Annotated in this window: 14 protein-coding genes and 2 pseudogenes; 8 read left to right on the top strand and 8 right to left on the bottom strand. The window is 72.3% G+C overall.

Features of this window, described 5'->3' with window-relative positions:
- Positions 1-13: 13 nt before the first annotated feature.
- A complete protein-coding gene (gene rpsJ, locus OHT52_RS18335) occupies positions 14-322 on the bottom strand; it encodes a 30S ribosomal protein S10 (protein WP_003948644.1) in 309 nt (102 codons plus the stop codon).
- 663 nt (positions 323-985) lie between these two features.
- Between rpsJ and OHT52_RS18330 the strand changes: the two genes are divergently transcribed.
- Both OHT52_RS18330 and OHT52_RS31515 read left to right on the top strand, forming a co-directional pair.
- A complete protein-coding gene (locus OHT52_RS18330; protein WP_328721285.1) occupies positions 986-1948 on the top strand; it encodes a DUF389 domain-containing protein in 963 nt (320 codons plus the stop codon).
- A 23-nt stretch (positions 1949-1971) separates the two neighbouring features.
- Positions 1972-2355: pseudogene (locus OHT52_RS31515) on the top strand (pyrroline-5-carboxylate reductase family protein); the annotation flags it as partial.
- Between the two features lie 280 nt (positions 2356-2635).
- Here OHT52_RS31515 and OHT52_RS18325 read toward each other — a convergent pair.
- The 4 genes from OHT52_RS18325 to OHT52_RS18310 all read right to left on the bottom strand — a co-directional run bounded on the left by OHT52_RS18325 (position 2636) and on the right by OHT52_RS18310 (position 5247).
- Positions 2636-3073 carry an SMI1/KNR4 family protein gene (locus tag OHT52_RS18325; RefSeq protein ID WP_328721284.1) on the bottom strand — a complete coding sequence of 146 codons (438 nt, stop codon included), beginning with the start codon at positions 3071-3073 and terminating at the stop codon, positions 2636-2638.
- A gap of 215 nt (positions 3074-3288) precedes the next feature.
- Positions 3289-3933, bottom strand: coding sequence for a hypothetical protein (locus OHT52_RS18320; RefSeq protein WP_328721283.1), 645 nt, complete (start codon positions 3931-3933; stop codon positions 3289-3291).
- 235 nt (positions 3934-4168) lie between these two features.
- Positions 4169-4867 (bottom strand): NUDIX domain-containing protein, encoded by a 699-nt coding sequence (locus tag OHT52_RS18315; protein WP_328721282.1) that lies wholly within the window; start codon positions 4865-4867, stop codon positions 4169-4171.
- Positions 4864-5247: a DUF4406 domain-containing protein gene (locus tag OHT52_RS18310; RefSeq protein WP_328723794.1), complete on the bottom strand. Its 384-nt coding sequence runs from the start codon at positions 5245-5247 to the stop codon at positions 4864-4866. Before OHT52_RS18310 ends, OHT52_RS18315 begins: the two co-directional genes overlap by 4 nt.
- Positions 5248-5310: 63 nt before the next feature.
- Between OHT52_RS18310 and OHT52_RS18305 the strand changes: the two genes are divergently transcribed.
- The gene (locus OHT52_RS18305; RefSeq protein ID WP_328721281.1) at positions 5311-6072 is read left to right on the top strand and encodes a DeoR/GlpR family DNA-binding transcription regulator; all 762 of its coding nucleotides are present in this window, start codon (positions 5311-5313) and stop codon (positions 6070-6072) included.
- 102 nt (positions 6073-6174) lie between these two features.
- Here the strand turns inward: OHT52_RS18305 and OHT52_RS18300 are convergent, their stop codons facing one another.
- Both OHT52_RS18300 and OHT52_RS18295 read right to left on the bottom strand, forming a co-directional pair.
- Positions 6175-6378, bottom strand: coding sequence for a DUF397 domain-containing protein (locus OHT52_RS18300; RefSeq protein ID WP_328721280.1), 204 nt, complete (start codon positions 6376-6378; stop codon positions 6175-6177).
- A complete protein-coding gene (locus OHT52_RS18295; protein WP_328721279.1) occupies positions 6375-7253 on the bottom strand; it encodes a helix-turn-helix domain-containing protein in 879 nt (292 codons plus the stop codon). The genes OHT52_RS18300 and OHT52_RS18295 overlap by 4 nt, the downstream gene beginning before the upstream one ends.
- 142 nt (positions 7254-7395) lie before the next feature.
- Here OHT52_RS18295 and OHT52_RS18290 point away from each other — a divergent pair, with 142 nt between their 5' ends.
- Positions 7396-7815 carry an ATP-binding protein gene (locus OHT52_RS18290; RefSeq protein ID WP_328721278.1) on the top strand — a complete coding sequence of 140 codons (420 nt, stop codon included), beginning with the start codon at positions 7396-7398 and terminating at the stop codon, positions 7813-7815.
- A gap of 380 nt (positions 7816-8195) precedes the next feature.
- On the top strand, positions 8196-9548 hold the full coding sequence (locus OHT52_RS18285) for a hypothetical protein (RefSeq protein WP_328721277.1): 1353 nt from the start codon (positions 8196-8198) through the stop codon (positions 9546-9548).
- Positions 9549-9745: 197 nt separating this feature from the next.
- Here the strand turns inward: OHT52_RS18285 and OHT52_RS18280 are convergent.
- A pseudogene (locus OHT52_RS18280) lies at positions 9746-10006 on the bottom strand (dihydrofolate reductase family protein); the annotation flags it as partial.
- A 103-nt stretch (positions 10007-10109) separates the two neighbouring features.
- On the opposite strand from OHT52_RS18280, the gene OHT52_RS18275 reads away from it, so the two are divergent.
- The 3 genes from OHT52_RS18275 to OHT52_RS18265 all read left to right on the top strand — a co-directional run bounded on the left by OHT52_RS18275 (position 10110) and on the right by OHT52_RS18265 (position 16467).
- Positions 10110-11801 carry an RNA ligase family protein gene (locus OHT52_RS18275; RefSeq protein WP_328721276.1) on the top strand — a complete coding sequence of 564 codons (1692 nt, stop codon included), beginning with the start codon at positions 10110-10112 and terminating at the stop codon, positions 11799-11801.
- A gap of 34 nt (positions 11802-11835) precedes the next feature.
- Positions 11836-14115 carry a poly(A) polymerase gene (locus OHT52_RS18270; protein WP_328721275.1) on the top strand — a complete coding sequence of 760 codons (2280 nt, stop codon included), beginning with the start codon at positions 11836-11838 and terminating at the stop codon, positions 14113-14115.
- Positions 14116-14334: 219 nt separating this feature from the next.
- Complete coding sequence (locus tag OHT52_RS18265) at positions 14335-16467, top strand: protein kinase domain-containing protein (RefSeq protein ID WP_328721274.1); 2133 nt, start codon at positions 14335-14337, stop codon at positions 16465-16467.
- The last annotated feature ends 17 nt before the right edge of the window (positions 16468-16484 follow it).

Genomic DNA, 16484 nt, shown 5'->3' with positions numbered 1-16484 from the left:
CTCGCGCGTCACCTCAGAGCTTGATCTCGATGTCGACGCCGGCCGGCAGGTCGAGACGCATCAGCGAGTCAACCGTCTTCGGCGTGGGGTCGAGAATGTCGATGAGGCGCTTGTGCGTGCGCATCTCGAAGTGCTCGCGCGAGTCCTTGTACTTGTGCGGCGACTTGATGACGCAGTACACGTTCTTCTCAGTGGGCAGCGGCACCGGGCCCGCGACCGACGCACCAGTGCGGGTCACCGTCTCGACGATCTTCTTCGCCGAGGAGTCGATGACCTCGTGGTCGTAGGCCTTGAGCCGGATGCGGATCTTCTGTCCCGCCATGGCTACTAGTAGTCCTGTCTCTCGAAACGCTCTGGAACCCGGGGGTTCTCCAGTCCTCCGCATCCGACCCACGCGGTCGGGCGTGTCGCATCCCCTCTACGAAAATCTCCCGAAGGAGATCCCAACCAAGGGGGTGCGGGCCCAAAGACCGCGCTGCGCTCAATGAAGAGCAGATCGGGGGCGGAACGCCCACCGGGTGCCTGGTCTATGCCCCTCTGACGCTTCCCGGAAGATTCCCGTACTTCCGACCCGTACAGGGTCGACGAGTACTGTGGGACTCGCTTCCGGTCCTCCCGGCGGGAGGCGCGCAGCATTGACACTCAACCGAGCAACCTGGCCAGTGTGCCACACGGAAAGCGACCCTGGCCAATCGGCCGAGGATCTTACCCCCCACGAGCGACTGCTCAAACGCGGGCGCGCTTCGGGGGGCCGCCGGTGCCCTTGCCGCGCCCCGTCGATCCCGCGAGGACGCCCCTCGCCCGCGCGAGGGAGAGCAGCCTGATCGCCGCGCTTCCGACGGGCGGGAAGACGGGCGGGAGGGAAGCCGGCCCGGCGGTCGCGGACAGCGGGCCCGGACCCGTCGCGGGGCCGTGCCACCCTGATGCTCCGCAAGGCCCGGGCCCGTACGGTCCGGCGCCGTCTCCGACCACTGGGAGTGGCCCCGTGCTGCATCTGCGCCTGATCGTCCCGGCGGACCGCACCGACGACGTGGTGCGACTGCTGGAGGGGAGCGTGGGCGCCACCCACCTCGTGGTCCTGCCCGGCGCGGCCCGCTCCCCCGCGGGCGACCTGGTGCTCTGCGACGTGGCACGGGAGGCGGGCGACCCGCTGATCGGGGCGCTGCGCGGGCTCGGGATCGACCGCGAGGGCTCCATCACCGTGGATAACCCGGAGCTGACCCTCTCCGCCCGGGCCGACGAGGCCGAGGAGCAGGCGCCCGGCGACGGTGCGGACGCCGTGCTCTGGGAGGAGCTGACGGAGGTCACCCACGAGGAGTCGACCTTCAGCATCACGTACGTCGCCTTCCTGACGATCGCCACCATGCTCGCCGCGGTCGGCGTGATGCTGGACAACGCGATCCTGATCGTCGGCGCGATGGCGGTGGGGCCCGAGTTCGGCCCCCTGGCCGGGGTCTCGACCGCTCTGGTGCAGCGGGCGCCGCGGCTGGTCTCCCGTTCGCTGGTGGCGCTGGTCGGCGGCTTCGCGGCGGCGATGGTGATGACGGCCGGGTTCGCGTGGCTGCTGGACGCGTGCGGACTGTTCAGCCGGGCGATGGTCGAGGGCGACCGGCCGAACACCGCCTTCATCTGGCAGCCGGACTGGATGTCGTTCGTGGTCGCCTTCCTCGCGGGCGTCGCGGGCACCCTGTCGCTCACCTCGGCGAAGTCGGCCGCCCTGATCGGGGTCACGATCTCGGTGACCACGGTCCCGGCGGCGGCCAACGCGGCGGTGGCGTTCAGCTACTCCGACTACGCGCAGACGGTGGGCTCCTCGCAGCAGCTCCTCGCCAACCTGGGCGGCATCGTGCTGGCCGGCACCCTCACCCTGCTCGCCCAGAAGGCGCTCTGGGCTCGCCAGTTGAGACGCTCCACCGCGACGGCTGGCGCCGGGCCTCAGCGCGGCTGAGGTGCGGCCGAAGTCCGGCTGAGGTGCGGGAGCGTGCGGCCGCGGGTGCGGGTGGCGCCGTTCGCGTGCGCCTGATCTCCACGCCGTTCGTGATCGAGGAGAGCCAGGGCAGGGCCGCGACCGACCTGGCGTCCTCGGGCCCGGCGCTGCCGGCCGGAGCGGTACGGGCCATGGTGGACGCCCAGGAGGAGCGCGGCGCCCCGCTGCCGAGGGAGCCGGCCGAGGCCCTCGCCGTACAGAGCCTGCACGCGCTGAGCCTGCACGCGCTGAGCCGGCTGCTCGGGGAGGGCGCCTCGCTCGACGAGGTCGTGGACCGGGTCGCCGTACCCGGGGGCAACACGGCCGCGGGGCTGGAGGCCGCCCGGGACGGCCTCGCCGGGGCGTGGGGGGCGGCGTTCCGGGCTACGGAGGAGAACGAACGGTCCAGGTCCGCGCCGGAATTGGGCCCGGAGCGGGCGGAACAGGGCCGAGGGCAGGTGGACGGCGACCGGCGGCAGGCGGCTGTCGCGGGACTCCGCGAGCTCGGGAAAAGCCACGACTACCGCGACCGGGCGGACGCCGGCCGCGGCCTGGCGGGCTTCGCGGAAATACGGGAAGCCATCGGGCCGCCGTGGGAGCTCGTGCTCGACCCGTTCTCCGCGCCGTGTCACAGGGGCCGAGGCCGCCGCGCAGTCGCCCCGGGGCTGCTCAGAGCCCGTACCAGTCGTCTCCGCCGGCGCGCAGCGAGCGACCGAGATAGTCCCGCAGGCCGTTGGCCACCCACCTGCGGCTGTCGCTCTCGTGCTCCCAGACGAACACGTCGGGCCGCTCGGGCCTCTGCACGAAGGCGAACTGGTCACCACCTCCGTCGTCCCCGAAGAACAAGAGGGCGTCGAAGGGCATGTACAGCTGGGCGAAGGCGGCGTCGGACCAGAAGAGCAGGTTCCGCTCGACGATCCGGTCCACGGTCCAGACCGTGTCCACGTGGGTGTGTCCGATCACCCCGTCGCTTTCGAGGAGCAACTCCTTGAGTTCCGTCGGCAACGCCCGCTCGAGCCGCTTCTCCGCTTCGGCGATCTCGGACACCGAGGCGGGCTCCCGGAAGCCCGCCTCGGGAAACGCCTCCTGGACCGCTCGTATCCACATGGTCGCGAGCTTAAGGGCTGTCCCGGCTGCGGCTTCAGCCCGGGAGAGCACCGGGCACCCCGTAGCGGGCGTGGCCGGCGCGCACCGGCGCGGATCGTGCTCACCGGCACCCTCACCCTGCTCGCCCAGAGGGCCTGGGGGCGAGCCGGCGCGGCCGTTCCGCCGCGAGGAGCGCGAAGTGGGCTCCTCGCGGCAGAGTGCGGGCACGACAGCCCTCAGGCGTGGACGACTGCGGGGAATGCCTCCGTCGTGTCGACGTAGTACTTGCGGACCAGCGGGCCGAATCCGTCCTGCGACGCGCCGAGGATCATTTTCTTGATGACCTCGGTGCACTTCGCGTCATTGAACACCGACACCTTCGCAACGGTGCCCTTGCCGCCGAGGGCGACCGGAGCCCACGCCATCCGGGACTCCCTCGTGGCGCTGACGTCCGGGTCGAGACCCAGAAAGAAGGGGCTTCCGCCGGGCTCCTGCCCGGTGGCCAGAAGCACGATCACGTGGAAGCCGATCCCGTTCTTGGCGAGGAAGACGCTCTTGTCTCCGCCCACGTGCCCGGGCGGCCCCTTGAGGATCACGGCGCGGTCGCCGTGCAGGATCTTACCGATCCCTTCCCACTTGACCGCGATGTCCGCGGCCGCCGACAGATCCGCGGGGTTGTAATGTCCCCTCGGATCGGAGCTGAGCCGGTCGCCCACCTTCTTGGCGCGCTCATCGCAGTCCCTGTCCAGCATGCTCGTGACGAGGGAATCAGTCGGCATCTGCAGCCAGACCTTGAGATGTTCGAGAACGGTGGCCTCCGCCGTCTCGTCCATCGCCTGCGAGATCCGAGCCCGCAGTGTCGCGATCGCCGGAGTGGTCACGTCCCCGGCTCCAACGTACGCCTGCCCGATCATGAAAGCTCCCCCCGGTCAACTCCCTTGCTTTCACTATGGCGTACGGGGTGTGCCGTCGGTGATGCAACCGGGGAAGAGGCAGTCGCGGCCGGTGCGGCCAGGTCCGGGACTTCGGCGTGTGGATGGTGGTGGGACTTCGGCGTGTGGGTGGTGGCGGTTCATCGCCGTCCCGTGCCCTTCCGCGTTTCCGCCCGGCCGCCGGTCACCCCTGGCCCGGCCGCTGCCGGGGCTGATACCGCCGGGGCGCGAACGGGCCGTCCAGTGCCGCCCATTGCAGCAGCATGATCGTCTTGCCGTCGGCGACGCGTCCGTCGCGGGTCATGGCGAGGGCCTCGGCGAAGGGCACGTCGAGGACTTCGATGTCCTCCCCCTCCGCCTCCACGCCACCACCGGCTCCGGTCCGGTCGGCCTCCGTGTACGGGGCGGCGAAGAAGTGGAGCCGTTCGGTGACCGAGCCGGGGCTCATGTACGCGTCGAAGACGTGCGTGAGCGGGCCGAGGGTGATGCCGAGTTCCTCGGCAGCCTCGCGGCGGACGGCGGTGAACGGGTCGTCCGCGTCGAGCAGCCCGGCGGCGGCTTCGACGAGCATGCCGTCGGGGTGGTCGTTGACGTAGGCCGGGTACCGGAACTGCCGGGTGAGCAGCACGCACCCCCGCTCGGTGTCGTACGGCAGGACGACGGCACCGTTGCCCCGGTCGTACGTCTCGCGCTGCTGCGTCTCCCAACGCCCGTCGCGGCGGCGGTAGTCGAAGGTGGTGCGCCGCAGGACGTGCCAGCCCTCGGAGGTGAGTTCGACGGCCTGGACCACAACGTCAGGATTGCGGTCCAGGCCGCGTCCCGCCCGGTCGAGGCCGGTACGGCCCCGATGGTCGGGGGTATCGACGCCGGGGCGGGCGGTCATGCGACCTCGCCCGGGGTACGGCGGGGGATCTCGCTCGCCTCGAAGTAGACGGGCAGGCCGCGGCGGCGGGCGGTGGCGACGTCCTGATCGGCTCCGGCGGACTCGCCGGGGAGGCGGAGTACGGCGTCGCAGTGCGCGAGCAGCCGGTCGGCGACCGGGTAGAGGACCTCGTCCGCGAGGGGGTCGGTGGGGCCCGCACCGGCGGAACGCAGCACGGGCAGGGCGACCCACTCACCGATGACGGGGACGTGCCCGGCGGCGAAGACCGGCCAGGCGGCCCTTTCGAGGCTGCGGAGGTTGTCGGCCATGGCCTGCGGGTCGCCGTCGGTACCGGAGCGGTAGGGGCCGGCGATGAGGATGAGCATGAGCTTGTTCGTCACGAGTGTGTCGTTCACGCCGACTACACTACATGCAGAAACACGCAAGAACAGGAGAGAACGTGCATGCTGGCTGCTGAACGACGCGATCACCTACTCGGTCTGCTCGCCCGCGAGGGCAAGATCGTCGCCAAGAACGTCGCCGCCGAATTGGGCATCTCCGAGGACAGCGTCCGCCGCGACCTGCGCGACCTCGCGGCCGAGGGACTGTGCCAGCGGGTCTACGGCGGGGCGCTGCCCGTCTCTCCGGCGGTGGCCGACTACGCCGCCCGGCAGGACGTGGCCGCAGACGGAAAGCAGCGGGTCGCCATGGTGGCGGCGGGTCTGGTGCGGCCGGGCGGCTCACTGATCCTGGACGGCGGCACCACCGCCCTCGCGGTCGCCCGCGCACTCCCGGCGGATCTCGCCTGCACCGTGATCACCCACAGCCCGACGATCGCCGCCGCCCTGATCGTTCATCCGCAGGCGGAGCTCTTCCTGCTCGGGGGCCGCGTCTTCAAGCACTCGGCGGTCACCTGCGGCGCGGCGGCGGTCGAAGCCGCGCAGAACGTCTCCGCCGATCTCTGCCTGCTCGGCGTCACCGGCGTCCACCCCGAGGCCGGACTGACGACCGGGGACGCGGAGGAGGCGGCCATGAAGCGGGCTCTCTCCGCGCGGGCGGCGGAGACGTACGTCCTGGCGTCCTCGGAGAAGATCGGCACGGCCTCGCAGTACCGCGTCCTCCCCTGGGAACGGGTCACCGGGCTGATCACCGACGCCGACCCGGGCAACCCGGTGATCGAGCGGCTCGTGGCGGAGGTGGGGGTGGAGGTACTGGCTGCCGGGTGACGGTGTGGGGCGGGTTCGGGAGCGGCGCAGGTGGGGGCGGCGGCGCAAGACACGAGACGCGTCGGCCCGCGCCTCAGTCGCTCCCGTTCCTCCGGGGCGTGGTCAGCTCTCGGCCGCGAACCCGACGAACGCGGTCCAGGTGGCGGCCCGGAACCTGATCTGCGGACCCGGGACGGTCTTGGAGTCCCGCAGATGGACAGTCGAGGCAGTCGTATAGACCTCAACGCAGTCGGAATTGGCGTCACTGCTGCTGTAACTGCTCTTGAACCACGCCGAAATCTCTTCGACCGTGGGTTTGGTACTCATGTCTCTCCCAGCAGTTTCTCAATGAAGGCAAGCGACTCTCTTGGAGTGAGCGCCTGCGCCCGGATACTCCCGTACTGCATCTCCAGCATCTGGACCTCACGAGGCTCGGTGATCAGCATCGACAGGTGCTGAACCTCCGTGTATCCCAAGGTAGTACCGCCTCTTAGCCGGAGGATACGGAAGCCTCCCATCAGCCCGGCATGGTCCTCAAGGTCGGTCGGCATCACCTGAATCTCCACGTTGCGCATCTGCCCCAGTTCGAGGAGGCGCTCCAGCTGTCCCCGCTGGACGAGCTTGCCTCCGAGCGGGCGGCGAAGCGTTGCCTCATCCTGGACAAAACTGAAGACCGGCACGGTCTCTGACTTCCCGATGACGTTCTGCCGTGCGGTCCGGGCTGCCACGGCTCTCTCGATGACCTCAGCGGAATACAGGGGACGGCGCGTCCCGAAGAGGGCTTTCGCGTACTCGTGCGTCTGCAGGAGGGCATGAAACGTCTGGTGCGTGTACGCGCCCATTTCAACTGCGTCTGCTTCCAACCGGGCCATGTCCCGGACCTTCTTCGGGTACCTCGCCTCCGCCACGTCCTGTTTCATCGCGGCGATCTTGCCGCCCGCGCCCAGGACTTCGTCCGCCTTGTCCAGGAACTCCGGCTTGGGGATGCGCTTGCCGGACTCGACCTTGTAGATCTGGTTCTCGCCGTAGCCGATGGCCCGGCCGAGTTCGGCGGCGCGCATGCCGGCCGCCTCCCGCCAGAGGCGGATCTGCCTGCCCACGGCGGCGATCACCGCGCCGGAGTCGTCCTCCAGGCCGAAGTCGCCGACGTCCGGCTCGTCCAGACCGTCCGCCGTACCGTCCCTGCCGTCTTCCTCCAGCATCAAAGTTCCCCGCCTTCTCGACCCGTCGCTCAGGCATGCGGTGCCGTACGAGGTGGACAGGAGGGGGCCGCGACTGGACAGTCACCGTCCGTACCCGCGTCGGCGCTTCTCAGCGTAGTGACCTGCGGCCACGCTGAGTGACATGAATCAAGAAATCATCCAACCGCGCGCGACTTCGGGGAAGTTCACGCTTCAGCTTTCGGCCACTCGCCGGGGCGCCCGGCTGGCCCGGCTGTTGGCGACGGAGCAGCTGCGTGCGTGGGGACTGACGCCGGACACGGCCGCTCTGGTGGTGGCGGAGCTGGCGGCGAACGCCGTGGTGCACGGGTACGTCCAGGGCCGCGACTTCCGCCTCGGGCTCACTCTCTCGGATGACACGCTCCGTATCGAGGTGATCGATACGCGCGGGGAGCGGCTGCCGCGCGTACGGGCTTCGGGGGCGGAGTCCGAGTCGGGGCGGGGGCTGGTGCTCGTGGAGGCTCTGGCTGAGCGCTGGGGCGTGGAGCACGGGCCGTTCCCCCGGAAGACGGTGTGGGCGGAGGTGGCGCTCACCGGGTCCTGACTCCCGGGCCACCCGGGTTCCCGGACGTTCCGTCCCACCGGGTCCCGCCTCCCGGGACCCGGTGGGACGGGTCCCCGCCCTCCGTATCCCGGACGGCGGGGACATGGCGCTTCGGGACTCCAAAAGCTTCAAAGAACTTGAAAAAGAACCAAACCGAACCCCTCCCCCACCAGGCGGTTCGGGGGCGGCTCCACGCCGCTCGGCGTGTCCTCACCCGGACGGGTGAGTTTCGGTAACTCAGCTGGATTTTCGTCCGGTTGGCAGGCATATGCTCCCCCCAACAGCAGGGGCATCCGCCCCTCACCAGACATAGGACGGCCCCCGCCGGGACTGGCATCCCGATCGAGGGCCTGACCAACCAGGAAGTCTCAACCTTCCCAATGGATACGCATGAGGTTAGCGCGCACCCGCGCGCCCGGACAGTGGTCATCGACCGCAGTCGCACCCGGACCACCGGGCTCTCGCACGTCACCGTGCCGCTCACCAGCGAGTTCGTGGTGGTCGGCAACCATCTGGCGCAGCACCCCGAGCTCTCGCTCGTCGCGATCGGTGTCTCGGTCCACATCCAGTCGCTGCCGCCCGGCCGCCGCGTGGGCATCAAGGCGCTCGCCGAGCGTTTCCAGGAAGGCGCCGAGACCATCGCGCGGGCCATGCGCGAGCTGGAGCGCTGCGGATACCTGGACCGGCCCCGGGACCGTGTCGGCGAGGGACGGTTCATGACCCGCACGATCGCGTACAACCACCCCGACGCCGCCCAGCAGGACCGCGCCGCCCGGGCAGCCGTGGCCGAGCGCCAGGCCGCCGAGCGCAGGGCCTCCGGCCGGAAACCCCTCGGGCGGCGGGCTCCCGGCGTACCGCAGCAGCGGGTGGGGGCTACGGGAAGCACCAGACCCGGTGGTGCTCGGGGCGCCGCCCGTGGACGGCGCCCCGAGCAGCGGCCCGTACGGGCGATGTGCACGGCGGCGGACGCGCTGCGGGAGCTGTGGGAGCCGGTGGGCGTCGCCGCCGCGACTGGGGCTGCGGCTGCGAGTGAGGCCGCGCCCGCCCCGGTAGCGGCTGTCGTCGAACTCTCCCGGCCTCACGCGGACGCGCCCGCAGGAGTGCCCCCGGCCGCCGAACCGAACGCGCCGTGCGCACCGCTGGTCGAGACCGTGCGTACGGAGCCGGACGCGCCACCGCAGCCGCCGGAACCCGCCCCGCCCATGCCCGCACCCGCACCCGCACCCGCACCCGCACCCGCTGAGCCTTCGGCACCTTCCGTGCCCAATGCCGCGTCCATCCGCGCCTCCCTGCCGCAGCCGGTCCGGCCGACCGCGTCGCCCGCCGCCGAACTGGCACGGCTCGCGGTCGCCGCCGAGCTGCTCAGCGGGCTGCGGGGCGAGGAGAAGCGGCTGCGGCTCAGCGAGAAGGAGGTGCGGGAACTCGCGCCGTCCGTGGCGGTCTGGCTGGAGCGGGGCGTCCACGCGGACCACGTGCGGGAGGCCCTCCTCAGCGATCTGCCCGGGCAGGTGAAGTACCCGGCGAAGTTCCTCGTCAAGCGGCTGACCAGCCAGCTTCCCCCGCCGCTCCCGCTCCCCGCCGAGCGCGGGAGCCGACCGGCGCCGAACCGACCGGCGGTCCTCCCCATGCAGAACTGCCCCGCCTGCGACCGGGCGTTCCGGGCCCCCGAGCAGAGCAGGTGCGACCGCTGCCTACGGGCCGACGCGGTGGACCCGGGGATCGAGGGCGTGTGATGAAGGTCCCGCCTGGCCGGCGGGCGGACGACGTACTCCGCGACGCCTCAGGCTGTCCCGCCGGACACCTCCTGGGTGCCGCATCCGGCGCCGAGCACCCGCCGAGAATCGCGAACAGCCCTGAGGACGTCGCCGGACAGCGGCGATGCCGTGGGCGCCGGTGACGGAGCCCACGCCGGCCAACTGGTCCGGCCCTGCTTCCGCCAGATCAGGTGGTGCGTCACGCCGCTCGGGCTGGGCACGACGTCCTGGTGGAACCGGTCGAGCAGCTCATCGGGGGACTCCCACAGCCGGGCCCCGGAGCCGAGCTTCGTCGGCGCGACCGCCACATGCGGGGTGTCGACGAGGCCGGCCTCGATGAACTCCCGGATGATCGTGGCCCCACCGCCGAGCCGGACGTCCTGACCCTGTGCCGCCTCCTTCGCGCGGGCGGGCACTGCGGCCGGGTCGCCGTCGAGCTCCCGCGGGGCGACGACTCCCAGCGGAAATCCCGTCGCCCGCCCTCCCCGCCGCTGCATAGAGTGACAGTCGTTTTCCATCCGCACCGGGGGCCCGACCATCATGCGTACGCACTACCCCCGCACCCCGCACCTGCCCTGGTCGCCCGGTGCCACCTCGGACGACGTGCGGGTGGCGGACCTGGCGGCGCTCGTCGGGCGCGAGGTCGTCGCCACGGAGAAGCTCGACGGCGAGAACACCACGCTCTACGCGGACGGGCTGCACGCCCGCTCGCTGGATTCGGCCCACCATCCGTCCCGTGGCTGGGTGAAGGCGCTCCAGGGGCGGGTGGGTTCCCGCATCCCGGCGGGGTGGCGGGTGTGCGGGGAGAACATGTTCGCGCGGCACTCGATCCCGTACGACCGGCTGGACGGCTTCTTCTACGGCTTCTCCGTCTGGGACGGCGACCGCTGCCTCGGCTGGGACGAGACCACCGCGTTCCTGCGCGGGCTGGGCATCCCCGTACCGCCGGTGCTCTGGCGCGGGGTGTTCGACGCGCGGGCGGAGAAGGCGCTGCGGAAGCTGACGCTCGACACCGGCCGACAGGAGGGGTACGTCGTCCGGCCCGCCGAGGCGTTCCGGGCCGAGGAGTTCGGGCGGGTCGTGGCCAAGTGGGTGCGGCCGGGGCACGTGACGACCGGCACGCACTGGATGCACGCGGCGGTGGTCCCGAACACGCTGGGCCCGTCCGCCGCCCTGTGGGCCGTACGTTCGGGGGGTGCGGTCGACGCGGACGCCCTGCGCGAGGCGCTCCCGCCCTCGCCCTCGCCCTCGCGGGAGGACCAGCCCGACGCCCGTACGGCGGAGGCCCTGGGCGAAGTCTCCGGCGGCTCCGGCGCCTTCGGCGACGAGCGGCTGGCCGGGGTCCTGGCCGGGCTGCTCCACCAGGACCGGCGGGCCTCGATCGCGCCCCGGCTCGCCCCCGTCGTCGGCATGCCGCTCGCGGTCCGGGTGGCCGACCTGGTGGGGCTGCACCGTTCACTGCACCGCCCGTACCCGGACGAGGCGCGCCGGACCGGACTGATCCGCATGTCGTGGGCGGCCGACCTGGGGACGCTGCACGCGCTCGCGGCGGCCACCGCACCCACGGACGAGGCGCGCGAGCAGGTCGCGTGGTCCGCGCTCCACGCCGAGGACGTCCGCGAACCGGCCGGGCTGCGCGAGGCGTTCGACGACCTTGAGCCGGACGCCGCCGACCGCTGCCGGGCGCAGGTCCGCGAGGCGTACGCGCTGGGGCGGGTCACCACCGCCGAGGAGGCGGTGGCCGCCACCTGGCGTTGGCGATCCGGCGACTTCCCGCGCTTGGTGCTGCTGTGCGGGCCGTCCGGCAGCGGCAAGAGCACGTACGCCCGCACGCTGCCCGGGATCGCCACGTACCTCGCCCTCGACGACCTGCGCGAGGCGCGCGGCGACCGGGCCGACCAGAGCGCCAACGCCGAGGTGGTACGGGAAGCGGCCGAGCGGCTGGACCGCGCGCTGCTGCCCCGCACCACCACCGTGTGGGACGCGACCTCGCTCACCCCGAGGCAGCGCGCCCTGGTGCACTCCACCGCCGCGCGCCGGAACGCGATGGTCACGCACGTGGTGGCGGTGGTGGGCGCGGCGGAACTGGCCCGGCGCAACGTCCACCGCACCCATCCCGTACCGCCCCGGGTGCAGGAGGCGCAGCTGCGGCGGTACGTCCCGCCCTACCCGGGCGAGGCGCACCGGACCTTCTACCTGGGCGCGAGCGGGACGGTGGAGGCGACAGCCTGATGCGGACGAGCGGAACAGGGACGGCGAAGGTCTGATGCGGACGAGCGACGAGATCTACCACCGGATTCGCTGGGACGCCCGCTTCGATCCGGCGCGGTTCACGATCGGGGTGGCGCAGCGCGGCCGGGAGCCGAAGCGGGTGCCGTTGCCGCGCTTCACGCCGGGCGGGGAGGTCCCCTGGCACCGGGTGCTGTTCTTCGAGGCGGACGGCGAGACGGTGTGGGACCGCGCCTCGGGTCTGGACCGGGTGGACTCGACGGAGGCCGGGCGGGTGCGCGAGACGCGGCTGCTCCCGTCGCCGTACTTCGCGGCCCGCACCCCGCACACCTTCGACGGCCGGAGCTGGGCTCCCGCTTCCCCGGCCCAACCGGCCTCCCCCGCGACCGGGTTGACCGTGCTGACGTGGAACACCCTGTGGGACCGGTACGACTCCGAACGCATCGGCACAGCCCGCCGCCGCCCGCTGCTGCTCGACGCGTTGCGGGCCGCCGACGCGGACGTCATCGCCCTCCAGGAGGTCGAACCTCCGCTGATGGACCTGCTGGCAGGAGTTGCGTGGGTCCGGGACGCGTACGCGTTCGGCGCGGGCCTGGACGGGCGGGAGGTCGCCGACTGCGGGCTGCTGGTGCTCAGCCGGCTGCCGGTACGCGAGGCGGGGTGGCACCCGCTGGGGCGGCACAAGGCGGTCGCGGCGGTCGTCGTGGAGGCGGCGGGCGGGCCCGTCACCGTCGCGGTGACGCACCTCAGCAGCGATCACTCCCCCGCGGGCGCCGCCCGCCGGGATCGTGAACTCGCCGATCTGGCAACGGGGTTCGCGGATCTGGACGGTGACCTTCTGGTGGTCGGGGATTTCAACGACGGCGGCCCGAACCCGCAGTCGCGGCTCGGCCTGACGGATGCCTGGACGACGGTCCACGGCCCGGACGACGACACCCCCACCTTCGATCCCTCGGTGAACCCGCTGGCCGCCGTGGGCTCACTGACGGGCCGCGTGTCCCGCCTGGACCGGGTGCTGTACCGCTCGCGGCGGCTGCGCCCGGTGGCGGCCGGGCTGGTGGGCGCGACCCCGGACGCGACCGGACTGTACGCCTCGGACCACTTCGGGGTACGCGTCGAGCTGTCCACGGCGGACGGGCCGGAGGCCGAAGGCGCCTCGGACGCGGGGGAGTTGGTCCTCGCCCGGGTGGCACGGGCGCTGCCCGGCGCGGGCGTCCACCTCGTGGGCTCGCGGCGGATGGGCGGTGCGCTGCCGGGGGCGGACGTGGACCTGGTGGCGGCGCTGCCCACACCGATCGGCGCCCGGGCGCTGGGGCGTCGGTTGCCCGAGGCCGAGGAGGTGCGGGAGGTGGCCGGGGCCCGGGTGCCCGGCCTGCGCTTCCTCCTCGACGGGCTGCGGGTGGACCTCGTGACGGTCGTCCCGGTCGGCGTTCCCCCGGCGGAGGCGGTCGGGCGGCGCGTGGAGCTGGGCCCTGCGGCGGCCGTCGCGCTGAGCGCGGTGAGCGACGCGGAGGAGCTGCTCGGGGCGACCGCCCCGCACCGCGCCGCCTTCACGGAGCTGGTCCACGACGTGAAGGCGTGGGCGCGGGCGCGCGGGCTCGACTCCGCGCCCTGCGGCGGACTGCCGGGGCTCGCGTGGACGGTCCTCGCGGCGCGGACGGTCCTGGAGGCGGGTGGTGCCCGGTCGACACCCACGGTCCGGCCGACGCGTACGGCGCTGCTGCGACGGTTCTTCGCCCAGTGGGCCGAGTGGGACTGGTCCCGGCCAGTGGCGTACGCGGACGACCCCGCCGCCCCCGCCACGGGTGACGCGGGTGACGCGGGTGACGCGGGTGACACCGTCACGATCCTGACCCCGACGACCCCCGTACGCTCCTGCTCCACGCAGGTGTCGGCGGCTGGCCGGGAGCTGATCGCCGAGGAGCTGTTCCGCGCGTGGGAGGTGCTGGACGCGGCGGTGGACGCCGGCCCCGTCCCGTACGCCCGGCTCTGCGCCCCGCCGCCGCTCCACCTGCGCCACACGGCCTGGGCGGTGGTCTCCGTACGCGAAGGCGCTGACGAAGGCCGCTTCCGGGGACGCCTCCTGGCGTTCCTCGACGCCCTCGCCCGGTCCGGCTCCCCGGACACCCATGCCTGGCCCCGCCCGGTGGCCGGGGGCCCGGACGCCACGGCGGACGCGGGGTTCGTCCGGTACGCCGTCGGGCTCGGCGCCACTCCCCCGGGCCCGCAGCGCCTCACGGAGATCGGCGCGGAGATCCTGCGCGGACTGCCCGGCGCCCGGGTGAGCCGCGTGCCGGGCCCGCCCCCGCTGGGCTGAGGCCGCTGAGGGGCCGCGTATCCCTCTCGCGCGGCCGACTTCCCCCGAGCGGACGCAGGAGGGATGCTCCCGGCGGTGGCACGGCTACGGCACCGAGCTCGGTCGCTCACCCCGTCGACGGGGAGCGGAAGTTCGGCTGAAGACGGCGGCTCGCCTGTGGAGGAGGCGCTAGCCTCTGGCCCTGAACCCCGCGTCGCGGTGGTGGGACGGGGGCGCAGAATGGCACTTCTCCAGGGCGATCCGCCGTCGATCGGCGGCTATCGGCTTCTCGACCGGCTCGGTTCGGGCGGGATGGGCACGGTGTATCTGGCCCAGGGGGGCGAGTCCGGACGGATGGTCGCCGTGAAGGTCGTCCACCAGCAGCTGGCCGACGACATGGAGTTCCGGATTCGCTTCCGCCAGGAGGTGGCGGCGGCGCGCAGAGTCTCGGGCGCTTTCACGACGCCCGTCGTGGATGCGGATCCGGAGGCGGAGCGGCCGTGGATGGCGACCCTGTACACGCCCGGCCGCTCGCTGCGCGCGGTGGTACGCGATGAGGGGCCGCTCACGGACACCGGGTTACGGCAGTTGGCGGTGGGGCTCGTCGAGGCACTGCGGGACATCCACCGGGTCGGGGTCATCCACCGAGATCTCAAGCCGGACAACGTGCTGTTGACCGGGGACGGGCCCCGAGTCATCGACTTCGGCATCTCCCGGGCCCCGGACCACCAGACCCTCACCGTCACGGGCAGAATCCTGGGAACCCCTCCCTACATGTCTCCCGAGCAGCTGTCCGCGCCACACGGGGTGAAGCAGGCGTCCGACGTCTTCTCCCTCGGTTCCGTCCTCGTCTTCGCCACGACGGGGCACGGCCCGTTCGATGCCGGATCGCCCTTCCTGACCTACAACGTGGTGCACGAGCCGGCCGCCGTCGCCGAACTGTCGGGCACGGTCCGCGAAGTCGTCCAGTGGTGTCTCGCCAAGGACCCGGCCGACCGGCCCACTCCGGACGAGCTCCTCGTCGCGTTCCGGTCCGCACCGGAGGACGACTGGGGCCGCCGCGCGGCGTTGCCCCCGGCCCGCGCAGAGGCCGACGCCGCTCCGGTACCGGCACGGAAGCCGCTGTCGCGACGTGGCGCACTCATCGCGGGGGCGGGGGCTCTGGCCGCTGCGGGTGGCCTCGGCTCGTGGGCGGCCAGAGTGTGGGACGGAGCCGATCGTCCGGGGACGACCGGCTCCGGTAAGCCCGTGCGACCCCTCACGGGCTCGTCCGCGGCCGGAGCGGTTCCCGCGCTGGAGAAAGCCAACGCTCTGCAGCCCGCCGGATGGGCCCGCTGGCAGCAGAAGGCGACCGCGCGGGACGGGGACGAAAACATCAGTTCCTGCCACGCCTCTGCCACCGTCCTCGTGTGTGCGTCGTCCCCTTCGACCGGCCAGATCGCGGCCTTCGCGACGGGGACGGGTACACGGCTCTGGAGCCGCGACTCTCCCCTTCAGACAGAGCTTCTGGGCCTCTCCCACGACGGTCGCCTCGCCTACACCCTCGAAGAGAGCGACGCCCGCGACGGCGAGGGACGCGTCGTCGCTGTCGACGCCGCGACCGGGAAGCCCGTCTGGTCGACCCCTCCGGGATCGGCGAATCCGTACGCGACATGTGTCCGCACGTCCGATCTCATCATCGTGTTCGACGTCCCGAACGGCCTGGTCGCCTGGCACGCACAGACGGGCGACAGAGTGTGGCAAGCCGAGGACCGGGGGAGCAATACCCAGCTGTACACCGCTCATGACCGCGTTTACCGCCTCACGGACGACGAGACCCTCAATGGGCGGAGGTTGCAGGAGCTCTCGACCGAGGACGGCAAGATCCTGAGCGCCCAATCGCCCGGCTCCATGGTCCCCGTGGCCTTCGCCGCCGAGACCGTACTGCTGCGACGCCCCGACGGGGCTCTCGTCATCAGTGACTGGCAGACCCAGCCGACGTCCACGACCCTTCCCAGCAGCATGGAATTCGTCGAGGAGGACGGGACCTTCTACGGAGTGGATCCGGACGGCACCGTCGTCGCGGCCGACGCCCGAACCGGGAAACGGCGATGGACGACGAAGACGCTGCCCACCACCGTCCAATGGCCGTGGAGTGACAGACACTTCCTGCACGTCAGCGGTAAGCGCGTCCATGTCTCGAACGCGGACGGAAGCGTCCACTGCTTCGCCTCCGCGAGCGGCGCCCCTCTCTGGCAGACGGCGCCTCGCGAGGATCACCCCATGAGCGCCACGGGGGGCCGGCCGGCCATCGCGGTGTACGGCGACACGGTGTACCTGCTGACCGAGGGCACGGTGACAGCCCTGCGCCCGCCGCAATCGGACGAAAGCTGACGACGGCGGACCCGAGG

This window comes from Streptomyces sp. NBC_00247 (assembly GCF_036188265.1).
Classification (GTDB): domain Bacteria; phylum Actinomycetota; class Actinomycetes; order Streptomycetales; family Streptomycetaceae; genus Streptomyces.
This window is presented reverse-complemented; position numbering and strand designations above follow the sequence as displayed.

What these genes read in the sequence shown, in the direction of transcription:
- OHT52_RS18315 (WP_328721282.1), bottom strand. Translation starts at nt 4,867, where the DNA reads ATGACCGCCCGCCCCGGCGTCGATACCCCCGACCATCGGGGCCGTACC.
- rpsJ (WP_003948644.1), bottom strand. Translation starts at nt 322, where the DNA reads ATGGCGGGACAGAAGATCCGCATCCGGCTCAAGGCCTACGACCACGAG.
- OHT52_RS18285 (WP_328721277.1), top strand. Translation starts at nt 8,196, where the DNA reads ATGGATACGCATGAGGTTAGCGCGCACCCGCGCGCCCGGACAGTGGTC.
- OHT52_RS18270 (WP_328721275.1), top strand. Translation starts at nt 11,836, where the DNA reads ATGCGGACGAGCGACGAGATCTACCACCGGATTCGCTGGGACGCCCGC.
- OHT52_RS18305 (WP_328721281.1), top strand. Translation starts at nt 5,311, where the DNA reads ATGCTGGCTGCTGAACGACGCGATCACCTACTCGGTCTGCTCGCCCGC.
- OHT52_RS18325 (WP_328721284.1), bottom strand. Translation starts at nt 3,073, where the DNA reads ATGTGGATACGAGCGGTCCAGGAGGCGTTTCCCGAGGCGGGCTTCCGG.
- OHT52_RS18300 (WP_328721280.1), bottom strand. Translation starts at nt 6,378, where the DNA reads ATGAGTACCAAACCCACGGTCGAAGAGATTTCGGCGTGGTTCAAGAGC.
- OHT52_RS18290 (WP_328721278.1), top strand. Translation starts at nt 7,396, where the DNA reads ATGAATCAAGAAATCATCCAACCGCGCGCGACTTCGGGGAAGTTCACG.
- OHT52_RS18275 (WP_328721276.1), top strand. Translation starts at nt 10,110, where the DNA reads ATGCGTACGCACTACCCCCGCACCCCGCACCTGCCCTGGTCGCCCGGT.
- OHT52_RS18265 (WP_328721274.1), top strand. Translation starts at nt 14,335, where the DNA reads ATGGCACTTCTCCAGGGCGATCCGCCGTCGATCGGCGGCTATCGGCTT.
- OHT52_RS18295 (WP_328721279.1), bottom strand. Translation starts at nt 7,253, where the DNA reads ATGCTGGAGGAAGACGGCAGGGACGGTACGGCGGACGGTCTGGACGAG.